The 13,471-nt window shown below is 40.0% G+C and carries 10 protein-coding genes; all 10 read left to right on the top strand.

The annotated features are described in order from the left end of the window. The first annotated feature begins 71 nt into the window (after positions 1-71). Positions 72-2,405 (top strand): xanthine dehydrogenase family protein molybdopterin-binding subunit, encoded by a 2,334-nt coding sequence (locus B1NLA3E_RS12975; protein WP_144061475.1) that lies wholly within the window; start codon positions 72-74, stop codon positions 2,403-2,405. Then, positions 2,392-3,219 carry an FAD binding domain-containing protein gene (locus tag B1NLA3E_RS12970; protein ID WP_015594287.1) on the top strand — a complete coding sequence of 276 codons (828 nt, stop codon included), beginning with the start codon at positions 2,392-2,394 and terminating at the stop codon, positions 3,217-3,219. The genes B1NLA3E_RS12975 and B1NLA3E_RS12970 overlap by 14 nt, the downstream gene beginning before the upstream one ends. Beyond that, positions 3,220-3,693, top strand: a complete 474-nt coding sequence (locus tag B1NLA3E_RS12965; RefSeq protein WP_015594286.1) for a (2Fe-2S)-binding protein — start codon at positions 3,220-3,222, stop codon at positions 3,691-3,693. A 354-nt stretch (positions 3,694-4,047) separates the two neighbouring features. After that, positions 4,048-4,683, top strand: coding sequence for a helix-turn-helix transcriptional regulator (locus tag B1NLA3E_RS12955; protein WP_015594284.1), 636 nt, complete (start codon positions 4,048-4,050; stop codon positions 4,681-4,683). A 28-nt stretch (positions 4,684-4,711) separates the two neighbouring features. Further along, on the top strand, positions 4,712-5,527 hold the full coding sequence (locus B1NLA3E_RS12950; protein ID WP_015594283.1) for a pyruvate, water dikinase regulatory protein: 816 nt from the start codon (positions 4,712-4,714) through the stop codon (positions 5,525-5,527). A 1-nt stretch (position 5,528) separates the two neighbouring features. Then, positions 5,529-8,204 carry a pyruvate, phosphate dikinase gene (ppdK, locus tag B1NLA3E_RS12945; protein WP_015594282.1) on the top strand — a complete coding sequence of 892 codons (2,676 nt, stop codon included), beginning with the start codon at positions 5,529-5,531 and terminating at the stop codon, positions 8,202-8,204. Between the two features lie 461 nt (positions 8,205-8,665). Then, positions 8,666-9,640, top strand: a complete 975-nt coding sequence (locus B1NLA3E_RS12940) for a thiamine pyrophosphate-dependent dehydrogenase E1 component subunit alpha (RefSeq protein ID WP_187292188.1) — start codon at positions 8,666-8,668, stop codon at positions 9,638-9,640. A gap of 18 nt (positions 9,641-9,658) precedes the next feature. Continuing rightward, complete coding sequence (locus tag B1NLA3E_RS12935; protein WP_015594280.1) at positions 9,659-10,687, top strand: alpha-ketoacid dehydrogenase subunit beta; 1,029 nt, start codon at positions 9,659-9,661, stop codon at positions 10,685-10,687. Between the two features lie 28 nt (positions 10,688-10,715). Beyond that, complete coding sequence (locus B1NLA3E_RS12930) at positions 10,716-11,969, top strand: dihydrolipoamide acetyltransferase family protein (protein WP_015594279.1); 1,254 nt, start codon at positions 10,716-10,718, stop codon at positions 11,967-11,969. Positions 11,970-11,984: 15 nt separating this feature from the next. After that, entirely contained in the window at positions 11,985-13,367 is a 1,383-nt protein-coding gene (gene lpdA / locus B1NLA3E_RS12925; protein ID WP_015594278.1) for a dihydrolipoyl dehydrogenase, read from the top strand. Positions 13,368-13,471: the final 104 nt, after the last annotated feature.

Below are 13,471 nucleotides of genomic sequence, written 5' to 3'. Positions count from 1 at the left end.
AATAACAGGGAGAAAATATAGTTTTCGTCCTTATTACTCACGATTTCTGCAGAATAGGAAGGATGAAACCTGTGCATGTAATTGGAAAAAGTATTATTCGAAAGGAAGCCTATGAAAAGGTAACCGGTAAAGCAAAATATACGAATGACTTTGAAACGATAGATATGCTGCATGCTAGGTTGGTTACTAGTCCTTATGCTCATGCCAAAATTATTGATATTGATTTAAAGGATGCTCTAAACATAATTGGTGTTCGGGCAATTATTACTGGCGAAAACCTACCGCTTACTGGTGAGGATATTCGTGATCGGCCGCCGATTGCCGTAGATCGAGTGAGATACCATGGAGAAGTAGTTGCAGTTGTTGTTGCTGATAATCTAGTAAGTGCCAAACAAGGAATCGATGCAATTAAAGTGAAATATGAGCCTTTGCCAGTTGTGAACTCTCCAACTCAAGCGTTACAAAGTGATGCTCCTCTTGTCCACGAACACCTAGGTCAATACGAAAAAAGTGAAGGAATCTACCCAGAACCGGGCACCAATATTGCCCATCGGACCAAAATCCGTAAAGGTGACATCCATATAGGGTGGAATGATAGTGAAGTGACAATCGAAGAAAAATTCTCTATTCGACCTTCAGACCACGTTGCAATGGAAACAAGGTGTTCTTTTGCCGAAATTCATAGTAACGGAGACGTGGAAATTACTTCCTCTTCTCAAGCCCCCTTCATGATAAAGCGATTGATTGCTGATTATTTTAACCTGAAGACTGGGAAAGTCATTGTACATACCCCTTTGGTTGGAGGGGGATATGGAGGGAAAGCTCCCGTTCAGTTAGAAATCCTTGCCTATCTTGCCTCAAAAGCTGTTAACGGAAGATTAGTGAAGTTGGCGAATATTAGGGAGGATGATATGCTGACGTCTCCTTGTCATGTTGGGCTTGATGCCACGATTAAGCTAGGATGTTCGAGGGATGGGATGTTAAAAGTAGCGGAGATTGTTTATTTATTTGATTCAGGAGCCTACTCTGATAAAGCGATTGACTTAAGTCGGGCTGGAGCTGTTGATTGTATCGGTCCATACCGGGTTGACCATATTTGGTGCGACTCCTTATGCGTCTATACGAACCATCCATACCCAGGCCCATTTAGGGGATTTAGTCATTCCGAAGTATTGTTTTGTTTTGAGCGATCGATGGATATATTGGCCAAAAAACTTAGGATGGATCCTCTGGAACTCCGCAGCAAAAACGCTATTAAACCAGGTGATACAACTCCAACTCAATTTATCTTGAATTCAAGTACTGTAGGAAATTTACCAAAATGCATTAGTAGATTAAAAGAATTATTTCATTGGGATGAAGGTCAAGTTTTTGATCTCGGCAATAACAAAGTAAGAGCAAAGGGGATTAGTTGCATATGGAAAACTTCAACGATTGACCCTAACGCAGGATCTGGTGCGATAATAACCTTCAATAAGGATGGGAGCCTCAATTTGATGTCGGGGGTTGTGGAAATCGGAACTGGAACAAAAACGGTTTTGGCGCAAATCTTAGCTGAAAGGCTGAATATGGATGTAAATAAAGTTCATGTTCAAATGGAAGTAGACACCCGAAACACTCCTGAGCACTGGAAAACAGTAGCTAGCCGCGGTACGTTTATGGCAGGAAGAGCGGTGTTGGAAGCTGCAGAGGACGTGATCGTTCAACTGAAAAAGATTTCCTCTACTGTTTTACGTGTGCCAATTGAGGATTTAGAGGTCGCTGATAGCAAAGTATTTGCAAGGGATGATCCAAAAATCAGCCTTGATTTTGTCGATATCGTATACGGTTACACCTATCCCAATGGGAATTCGATTGGGGGGCAAATAATTGGGCGGGGAAATTATATATTAACCCAAATGGTTAATCTTGATAAAGAAACTGGGACTGGAAGACCTGGGCCTGAATGGACTGTATGCGCTAACGGAGTCGAAATTGAATTAGACAAAAGGGATTATACTTATAAAATTCTTAAAGCGATTTCGGTGGTCGATATTGGGAAGGTTCTTAATTATAAAGGAGCAGTTGGTCAAGTAATTGGTGGGATGAGCATGGGGCTATCCTATGCGGGGAGGGAGACTTTTATTTTTGACAGAGAAGGGCGAGTATTAAATCCTCAATTAAGAACCTATCGTCCGATCCGTTTTGGCGAACACCCAGAGTATGTTGCCGATTTTGTTGAAACGCCACAAATTGATGCCCCATATGGCGCTCGAGGGGTTGGCGAACATGGATTAATCGGGATGCCTGCGGCACTTGGTAATAGCTTATCAACTGCTTTAGAAACGTCGTTTCACCATTTACCTCTCATTCCGGAATTACTTTGGCGGGTAAAGGAAGGAGGCGGGGTGGTTGATTACTGGTAGAATCGATTATTATAAACCAACGACCATGCACGAGGCACTCCAGTTATATAATTCGATAAAAAACAAACAGCCTATTTATTATTCGGGAGGAACCGAAATTATCACTCTCGGTAGGTTAAATTTAGTTCAAACGGGTGGCTTAATTGACATTAAGGGAATTTCAGAATGTGATATTTTTGAAATACAGGACGATTTCTTAATTACAGGAGCAGCAATCCCCTTAACTGAAGTGGAGGAAAAAAACTTTTTCCCCCTACTTTCATGTGCTTCGAGTGAAATTGCTGACCGAACAGCCAGAAATAAGATCACAATTGGGGGGAATATTTGTGGGCGAATTTATTATCGTGAAGCAATTTTACCCTTCCTATTAGCAGACAGTCTAGTGATAATTGCAGGTCCTAATGGTTTAAAATCGGTTTCGATTCATTCAGTATTTGACCAATCCCTTCAATTACAGGAAGGGGAGTTTCTTGTTCAAATCTTAACAGAAACTCAATATTTGCACTTGCCTTTTATCTGTATAAAGAAGCGTCAACAGTGGGAAACAGGATATCCACTTGTAACAGTTGCCTGTTTGAAAAAGGGAGATGAACTTAGATTTGCCTTTAGTGGAGTATGTCCTTTTCCATTTCGTACACAGGAGGTTGAAACAGAATTAAATAATCGAGGGCTGCCGTATTCTACTAGAGTCAAAAATGCACTAGAAAAATTCCCATCACCTATCCTCAATGATGTAGAAGGTTCTAAAGAGTACCGATTATTTGTCCTGAAAAATATATTGAATGACATCCTTATGACTATGGAGGGGGAATAATTGCTTTATTCGGAAAATAAAAAACAGGATGCGAAATTCAATATCAATGGTGAAATTCGGGAGACCATGATAAGACCAACCGACATCCTATTATTTGTATTGCGAAATAATTTCGGACTAACAGGTTCAAAGCCTGGTTGCTTGAATGGCGATTGTGGTGCTTGTACGGTGATCGTGGATCAAACACCCTATAAGTCATGCATAATGTTGGCGGTTGAAACATTGGGAAAAAGTATTATTACGATTGAAGGATTGCAAAATGCTCCAATCCAAAAAGCATTTGTTGACAAATTTGCCTTTCAGTGTGGTTACTGCACGTCAGGGTTTATCATGAATTGCCATGCTTTATTAACGGAGCATCCTCACCCAACCCCTGATGTGGTTAAGGAATGGTTGGAATCTAATATTTGTCGATGCACAAGCTATAAGGAAATTGAAGATGCCTTATGGAGTGTGATTGGCGATCAAGGATAACATTAAAATAAATAATATCTATTTAAAGAACTTCGATTATCAGGAGTTCTTTTTTATAGGCACTTTTCTAAAAGATTGTTGTTTTATTAATAGGTTTTTGGAAATCAACCACACTTCTCTTTTAGTAAATGGCAACAAATTTACGAAAACAGCATTTTATATAATAAATAAAAATATATATATGGAAATTTTTTACAAAGAAACTATTTTTAAATAGTTCTTTATTTTGTCATAAAAAGTTTACATTCACTTTTCTCCATTGAAAACAAATGTTATATACTATATATTAATAGGTATAACACATTTAGATGTTTACCTTATATATGCCTCACATTTATATAGGGTAAGAGGGTGGTGGACTCTATTAAGCTTACTAAACGGCAACAAGAAATACTTCAAATTGTGAAGGAAGATGGACCTATTCCTGGAAATCAAATTGCAGAAAAGCTTTCGTTAACGAGAGCAACTCTTAGGCCGGATCTGACTATTTTAACGATGGTTGGAAATCTAGAAGCGAGACCAAGGGTTGGCTATTATTATAAGGGCCCTGAACTAGAACATCACTCAGATTGGTTTGCAACCCATTTTGTGAATCAATATAAGGCCCATCCAATTGTCATTAAAAAATCTACGTCAGTTTATGATGCAATTGTCCAGATTTTTTTAAAGGATGTTGGAACGCTTTATGCAATCAATCCGAGAGGACATCTTGCTGGGGTCATTTCAAGGAAGGACCTACTGAGAGCATCAATTGGTAATCGTAATCTTCAGGAGTTACCAGTAAGTGTAATTATGACAAGGATGCCAAACATTATCACGATTAGGCCAGAGGAGACTCTTCTTGAAGCTGCTAAGAAAATGATTGAGTATCATGTTGACTCACTACCTGTTGTTCAAGAAATTGATGATAAAACCCATACATACAAAGTGATTGGAAGGATCACCAAAACGACCATTTCACGAGCATTTCTTGAAATAAATAACATTTGAATTTCAACATGAGAAGGGAGACCAGAATTTGGAGCATAAAGAAATTGTCTACATTATTTCCGATTCGGTCGGAGAAACTGCAGAACTTGTTGTGAAAGCGGTTGCCACTCAATTTAATGGTGGCTATGTGGAAATCAGACGTAATGCGAATGTCGAAGATTTTGAAGATATTGAAGATGTATTGATTATGGCTGCCCAAAGTAATTCTATTATTGCTTATACGATCGTTATTCCAGCATTAAAGGAATATTTAGATAAACGGGCACGAGAGGAAGATATTACTGCGGTTGATCTGCTTAATCCGCTAATTGATGCCTTTACGCATAAGTTTAGTAAAGGGCCAAAACATCAACCAAAATTAATGAGGCAGTTGGATGATGATTACTTCCGAAAAATTGAAGCGATAGAGTTTGCGGTGAAATATGATGATGGCCGCGACCCGCGTGGGATTCTTTTTGCAGACATTGTTCTGGTAGGCGTATCAAGAACGTCAAAAACACCACTTTCTATGTATCTAGCGCATAAACGATACAAAGTGGCCAATGTTCCTTTGGTACCAGAGGTTCCACCACCTGAGGAATTATATAAAATTCCTAGGAACAAATGTGTGGGACTTATCATTACCCCAGATAAATTGAATATTATCCGAAAGGAACGCTTAAAAAACCTTGGTTTAACCTCCGAGGCGAACTATGCAAGCTTCGAGCGAATACTTGAAGAATTAGATTACGCAGAAAAGATAATGAAACGGATTGGATGTCCAGTCATCAATGTCTCCAATAAGGCAGTAGAAGAAACAGCTGATTACATTTTAGACGTGCTAAAAAGAGAGAGGAGTTCGTAAAATGAAAAAATTCGTTTATCTGTTTAATGAAGGACATAGTGGTATGAAGGATTTATTAGGGGGAAAAGGGGCTAACCTTGCAGAAATGACTAAAATTGGTCTGCCTGTTCCTTTCGGATTTACTATATCAACTGAGGCTTGTAATGACTATTACGACGCCGGAAAAGAAATTTCAACTATAGTGAAAGACCAAATATTAGCTGGACTTGCAAATCTTGAAGAAAAAACAGGGAAACGTCTTGGAGATCCTACCAATCCGCTTCTTGTTTCAGTACGATCCGGGGCTGTATTTTCAATGCCAGGGATGATGGATACAATTTTGAATCTTGGAATGAATGATGAGACCGTAGAGGGAATAGCGAAATTAACCAATAACCCTCGGTTTGCTTATGATTCATATCGCCGGTTTATCCAAATGTTTTCAGATGTCGTACTTGAAGTGGACGTCTACTTCTTTGAACAATTATTAGAAGAGTTTAGGGAAGAAAAAGGGTATTCCTCAGATCCTGAATTAACTGCAGAGGACTGGAAAGAAGTCATTGCTGGTTATAAAAGCATAGTCAAAAAACGGACGAAAGTAGAATTTCCTGAAGATCCAAAACAGCAATTGTTTCTATCAATTAATTCAGTTTTCGATTCATGGAATAATCAGCGGGCAATCGTTTATCGCCGCTTGAATAAAATCCCAGGACACCTTGGAACAGCAGTAAATATCCAAAGCATGGTGTTTGGTAATATGGGAAATGATTCTGGAACCGGAGTTGCCTTTACGCGCAACCCATCTACTGGTGAGAGCGTTCTATACGGAGAATATTTAATTAACGCTCAAGGAGAAGATGTAGTAGCAGGGATTCGGACGCCACAACCTATCCATACTCTACAAGGGGAGATGCCAGAAGTTTTCAAGCAGTTTTCAGAAACATGTCAGCATCTCGAACAGCATTATAAAGATATGCAAGATATTGAATTTACTGTTGAACGTGGTAAGCTATATATCCTCCAAACTCGAACAGGAAAAAGAACAGCCCAAGCAGCTATTCGAATTGCTGTTGAAATGGAAGAGGAAGGAATTATTGATAAAAAGACAGCTCTACTCCGTGTCGATCCAGATCAATTAAACCAATTGCTTCACCGTCGTATCGATGATACCTTTGAACGAAAGCTATTGGCTAAAGGCTTACCTGCATCACCTGGTGCAGCAACGGGTCGAGTGGTGTTTGATGCAGATGAAGCGGAAGTTTTAGGAAATGAAGGAAAGAAAGTAATCCTAGTCCGTCCTGAAACAACTCCTGATGATATCCATGGAATCGTCGCTGCTCAAGCTGTTGTAACAAGCCGAGGTGGAATGACTAGCCACGCTGCAGTTGTGGCTCGCGGTATGGGAAAAGCTTGTATTTGCGGATGTGAAGCATTAAAAATAGATCTGCGCGAAAAGCAATTCATGGTTGGAGACACGGTTGTTAATCACGGTGACATCATTACGATTGACGGTGGTAATGGAGAAATCATGCTCGGTGAAATACCGATGATTGATCCTCAACTTTCTGATGAGTTTCAACTGTTATTAAAATGGGCAGATGAAGAAAGAAGACTTGGAGTACGGGCAAATGCAGATAATCCCGAGGATGCTAAAAAAGCGTTTGACTTTGGTGCTGGTGGTGTAGGTTTATGCCGGACAGAGCATATGTTTATGGACCCTAAACGAATTCCAATCGTTCAAAAAATGATTATGGCTTCAAACTATGATGACCGGAAGGAAGCTTTAGATCTGCTTCTACCAATGCAACAAGGTGACTTTGAAGGGATCTTTGAGGCAATGCAAGGCTTACCTGTTACGATTCGATTATTGGATCCTCCTTTACATGAGTTCCTACCTGATAAGGAAGAACTCATTGTGGATGTAACTAAGCTGCAAATTACTGACCCAGAATCTAAAGAATTGAAAGAAAAAGAACTAATTCTTAAGAAAGTCCGTCAATTGGACGAATTTAATCCAATGCTGGGACTTCGTGGATGCCGCTTGGGAATGATTCACCCTGAAATTTATGAAATGCAAGCAAAAGCCATTTATTATGCAGTGGCAAAGGTGGTTAAAAAGGGCCTTAAAGTACAGCCTGAAATCATGATCCCACTTGTTGGTCATGTAAATGAACTGAAGGAAATGCGTCAGCTTGTCATCGATGCTGCTCGTCAAGTTCAAGAAGAAACAGGAATGGCTTTTAATTACCCAATTGGAACCATGATTGAAATTCCTAGAGCTGCTCTTACTGCTGATAAAATTGCTGAGGAAGCTGATTTCTTCTCATTTGGTACAAACGATTTAACTCAAACTACTTTTGGATATAGCCGGGATGATGCTGAAGGTAAGTTTTTACAAGCATATACTGAGCAAAAGGTCCTTCCAGAAAACCCATTTGCGGTACTTGACCAAGATGGGGTTGGAAAACTTGTTGAGACTGGTGTGAGATTAGGCCGTCAAACGAAACCTCAATTAAAAACTGGTATTTGTGGAGAACATGGTGGCGAAAAGAGTTCAATTGAATTCTGCTACAATGCTGGTTTGGATTACGTTAGTTGTTCGCCATATCGTGTGCCACTTGCACGTCTAGCAGCAGCACAAGCAACCATTCGAAAAGATTTAAAAACTGTTGAAAAAGAGCTACAAACACAAAAATAAACATCAAACAAATGAGGAGCTACCCTTTAGCTAAAGAGGTGTAGCTCCTCATTTTATTATTAAAAAGGCTGTGTTAAAGCTCAATATTGATTTTTTGCACAATGTTGATTGGAGTGGAAGGCGCGAAGACTCCTGCGGGAGCAGCGGGACAGGTGAGACCCCGCAGGCGCTTTAGCGCCGAGGAGGCTCACCGCCCGCCCCGCGGAAAGCGAAGCGCCTGGAACGGAAATCAACATTCTAGTTTAACAGAGCCATTGAAAAATTGAGAATTAATGGACAAAGGTGGACAATCCGAGACAAATGTCCACCTTTATTTTTTTTATTAGCAGAAAAGTAGTATATATCAATCTTTTCAACTTGGTACGATTTATGCATGTAGTAAAGTAGAAGGATTCGAACGGTTTTTTCTTTCATCAAAATTCATTCGTTAGGGGGATTTAATGGTGAAAACAGCATTAGAAATGAAAACCAATATCACAATGGGAAAAGCGGAATGGATGTACCGGAAAATGCTAGAAATTCGTACTTTTGAGGACAGGGTTCATGAAATTTTTGCACAAGGAAAGCTTCCCGGCTTTGTTCACTTATATGCTGGTGAAGAAGCAGTAGCCGTCGGACTTTGTGCCCACCTACATGATTCCGATAAAATTACCAGCACGCACCGCGGACACGGTCACTGTATTGCCAAAGGCTGTGATTTAAATGGGATGATGGCTGAAATTTATGGGAAAATTACTGGTCTTTGTAAAGGTAAAGGTGGCTCCATGCATATTGCCGATTTACACAAAGGGATGCTGGGAGCAAACGGGATTGTTGGGGGAGGTTTTCCACTTGCTTGCGGAGCTGCCCTAACTTCGAAGTATAAAAATACAGGAGATGTGAGTGTTTGCTTTTTTGGCGATGGTGCAAACAATCAAGGAACTTTTCATGAAGGGGTCAATTTAGCCGCCATTTGGAAACTTCCGGTTATTTTTGTTGCCGAAAATAACGGTTATGCTGAAGCAACGCCATTTACCTATGCTTCTAGCTGTAAAACCATCGCGGATCGTGCCATTGCATATAATATTCCAGGTATAAGAGTCGACGGAAAAGATGTTGTTGCCGTTTACGAAGCTGCTAAAGAAGCGATCGAAAGAGCAAGACGTGGTGAAGGACCAACATTAATTGAATGTGTCACCTACCGAAACTATGGTCATTTTGAAGGAGATGCTCAGAAATATAAAACTGAACAAGAAAAGAGAGAGAATCTTCAAGAAAGAGATGCAATATTGAATTTCAGAAAATATATCCTAGATAATCAGCTAATGGCAGAAGAGGAATTAATGTCATTAGAAGCGCTTGTTAGAGATGAGGTAGAAAAAGCTATCAGATTTGCTGAAGAAAGCCCTTATCCTGACGCAAGTGAGTTGTTAACCGACGTTTACGTCTCATATTAATTCAAGGAGGAAATTGATATGGAAAGAAAATTAAGCTTTTCCGATGCAGTAAATGAAGCGTTAAAACTTGCGATGCAAAGAGATGAAAACGTAATTTTAATGGGAGAAGATGTGGCAGGCGGAGCGACACTCGCCCACCTAAAGGATAGTGAAGCATGGGGCGGGGTAATGGGTGTTACAAAAGGCCTTGTCCAGGAATTTGGAAGAAATCGTGTCCTTGATACACCTATTACTGAATCCGGGCTAATTGGAGCTGCTATGGCTGCTGCGACAACCGGTTTACGTCCAGTCCCCGAGCTGATGTTTAACGACTTTGTCGGCGTCTGTTTAGATCAAATCATGAACCAAGGTGCAAAATTCCGCTATATGTTCGGAGGGAAAGCAAAAGTTCCAGTTACAATTAGGACGATGCATGGAGCTGGTAATCGCGCTGCAGCTCAGCACTCTCAAAGTCTATATGCCATGTTTGCGAGCATTCCAGGATTGAAGGTTGTTGTTCCTTCTACTCCTTATGATGTAAAGGGTTTACTGCTTGCTTCGATTGAGGATAACGATCCGGTCATCTTTTTTGAGGATAAGACCTTGTATAACATGACAGGGGAAGTTCCGGAAGGATATTACACAATACCGCTAGGGAAAGCTGAAATCAAGCGCACTGGGGCGGATTTAACGATTGTTGCGATTGGAAAGCAGGTCCATACTGCTATGGAGGCAGCCGAACGACTTTCTAAACAAGGGATTGAAGCTGAAATCGTAGACCCGCGCAGTATTTCGCCTCTTGATGAAGAGACTATTTTGGCTTCGGTTGAGAAAACAAACAGACTGATTATTGTGGATGAGGCAAACCCTCGTTGTAATGTTGCAACAGATATTGCGGCAATGGTTGCGGATAAAGGCTTTGATTTCTTAGATGCACCAATTAAAAGAGTAACAGCTCCGCATACACCTGTCCCTTTTTCACCTGTTTTGGAAGATTTATATTTACCTAGTGCAGAGCAAATTGTGAGAGCGGTATATGAAATTATCGGAGAACCGGTCCTATCATAACGATTATTAATAGAAAGAAGGTACAACAATGGCTACTGAAGTCGTTATGCCTAAATTAGGAATGGCTATGAAAGAAGGCGTTGTTTCAGCATGGCATAAGCATACGGGTGATTCTATAAAAAAAGGAGAGGTAATAGCAAGTATTAATTCCGAAAAAATTGAAATGGACCTGGAAGCACCAAATGATGGAGAGCTGCTGAAAATAGCTGTAGAAGAAAATCAAGAGGTGCCACCAGGAACAGTAATTTGCTTGATTGGGAAGCACAATGAACAGGTTCTAGATATTGTAAACTCTCAAGAATTGAAGACCGAAAATACTCCACCTGAAGTAGCCAATGAAGCACTTCCCGTGAGTATGGTTAACATGAACAGGAATTCATCTGTAAAAATTTCACCCGTGGCCCGAAAAATAGCCCAAGCTGCTGGGATAAACATTAGCAATCTAGTTGGTACTGGTCCACAAGGAAGAATTACTAAAGAAGATGTAGAAAGTGCGATAAATCGGGAAAATAAACATAGTGTTCAATTGCCAGAAAAAATGTCTGTACCGGAACCACGCTTACCTGTATCACCTTTTCCGGAGTTAGTAGAGGGGGACCAAATTCAACCTGTTTCAGGAATGAGAAAGGTGATTGCAACAAGACTAAATCAAAGCCTACAAAATACTGCTCAATTAACACTTTTTTCAAAGGCAGACGTAACGGAACTAAAAGCACTCCAACAGCAATTGTCACCATCAGCACAGGATTTGTTTACTGAAAAATTAACCATCACTGATTTTATTGCCAGGGCAGTAGTTTTAGCCTTAATGCAACATAAACAAATGAACTGTGCCCTTATTAACGATGAGATTCATGTTCATGATCAGGTACATCTTGGTATTGCTGTTGCACTGGAAAAAGGTTTAGTTGTACCGGTAATACGAAATGCAGAGAATTATTCAATCAGGAAGTTGTCAAATTCAATTAAATCCTTATCTCAACGAGCTCGAAAAGGTGAATTAACAGGCGATGAAATGAAAGGTTCAACGTTTTCAATCACGAATCTTGGAACATCTGGAGTCAATTACTTTACTCCAATATTAAATACGCCTGAAACAGGTATTCTTGGTATCGGTTCCGTCCAGGATGAACCTGTTTATATGGGGGAGGAACTCAAACGACGTAGTCTTTTACCGCTTAGCCTTACATTTGATCATCGGGTTTTAGATGGAGCCCCTGCAGCTGCCTTCCTTCATTCTGTGAAAGAATATTTAGAAAAACCATTATCACTTCTTTTATAGATTGGAGATGAGGGAATGGAAACAATTGCTGTGATTGGAGGAGGGCCTGCAGGCTATGTAGCAGCAATAAAAGCTGCTCAAAATGGAAAAAACGTTATATTAATAGAAGAAAAGGAATTGGGAGGCACATGTTTGAATGAAGGGTGCATTCCAACAAAAGCATTATTAAAAACGGCTGAGACATTTAAATCAATTCAAAATGCTGCTCATTTTGGAATTGAAGTGGTAGCAAATTCGGTCCAAATTAATTGGGAAAAAGCTCAGGATTATAAAAATAACATCATAAGAACTCTGGTGGAAGGGGTCAATTTTTTAATCAAACAGAATAAAATCCAATTGCATGTTGGAAAAGCTTCCTTCATAACTCCAAATTTACTTAGGGTTGTTAAGGGAGGGGAATTAGAGTTAATAATTGCTGATCAGTTCATTATTGCAACTGGGTCAAGCCCAATGGACTTACCTTCCCACTTCTCTGATGGGAAATGGCTTCTTAACAGTTCACATGTAATGAACCTGCCTGCTATCCCAATTTCGTTGTTAATTGTCGGTGGTGGTGTAATTGGCTGTGAATTTGCCAGCATTTATAGCAGGCTTGGGACAAAGGTAACAATTGTGGAAATGGCGGATCAACTTCTACCTGGGGAGGATTCTGATATTGTTGCAGTCCTCCAGAAGGGATTGGAGAAGGATGGCGTCAAAATTTATACGGCTTCAAAAGTATCATTAGATGAAAAGGAAATGAAAGCCACTATTGATTTTAAGGGAAATGAAAATATTCTTTATCCAGAGAATGTACTAGTGTCGATTGGAAGAAAGCCACGTTTAAGGGGATTGTCCTTGGAGGATATTGGTATAGATTTTTCTGATAAAGGGATTATCGTAAATGAACATATGCAAACGAATATTCCTCATATATATGCGTGCGGGGATGTGATTGGGAGCATTCAGCTTGCCCATGTAGCCTTTCATGAAGGAACTGTTGCGGCAATGCACGCCTGTGGACATGATGTGAAGGTGAATTATCGAGCAATCCCTCGTTGTGTCTATACCTGTCCTGAAATTGCAAGTGTTGGTTTTTCAGAAGCGCAAGCAAGGAAGGAATATGGGGATATTCGTATTGGTGAGTTTCCATTCAGCGCTAACAGCAAAGCGCAGATTCTAAATGAAACTAATGGAAAAGTTAAAGTAATAATTGAAAATGAATTTCATGAGATCGTAGGTATGTCAATAGTTGGACCGTATGCAACAGAGTTAATTAGTCAAGGCACAGTAATGCTTGACGCCGAATTAACAGCCGACTTTTTTGAACTTACCACAACTGCCCATCCAAGTGTATCCGAAGCTGTCCATGAGGCTCTCTTACAAGTAACCGGTCATCCGCTCCATATATTAAGTTGAAGATGAGTTAACCGAATGAATCAACACTATATCCAAAACTAGAGACTTTATTATAAAGTCTCTAGTTTTGGTTTCACTTTTTTTTGCTTTAATTGAAACCTAGG

Source organism: Bacillus sp. 1NLA3E (genome assembly GCF_000242895.2).
GTDB lineage: Bacteria > Bacillota > Bacilli > Bacillales > Cytobacillaceae > Bacillus_BU.
This window is presented reverse-complemented; position numbering and strand designations above follow the sequence as displayed.

What these genes read in the sequence shown, in the direction of transcription:
- B1NLA3E_RS12935 (WP_015594280.1), top strand. Translation starts at nt 9,659, where the DNA reads ATGGAAAGAAAATTAAGCTTTTCCGATGCAGTAAATGAAGCGTTAAAA.
- B1NLA3E_RS12930 (WP_015594279.1), top strand. Translation starts at nt 10,716, where the DNA reads ATGGCTACTGAAGTCGTTATGCCTAAATTAGGAATGGCTATGAAAGAA.
- ppdK (WP_015594282.1), top strand. Translation starts at nt 5,529, where the DNA reads ATGAAAAAATTCGTTTATCTGTTTAATGAAGGACATAGTGGTATGAAG.
- lpdA (WP_015594278.1), top strand. Translation starts at nt 11,985, where the DNA reads ATGGAAACAATTGCTGTGATTGGAGGAGGGCCTGCAGGCTATGTAGCA.
- B1NLA3E_RS12940 (WP_187292188.1), top strand. Translation starts at nt 8,666, where the DNA reads ATGAAAACCAATATCACAATGGGAAAAGCGGAATGGATGTACCGGAAA.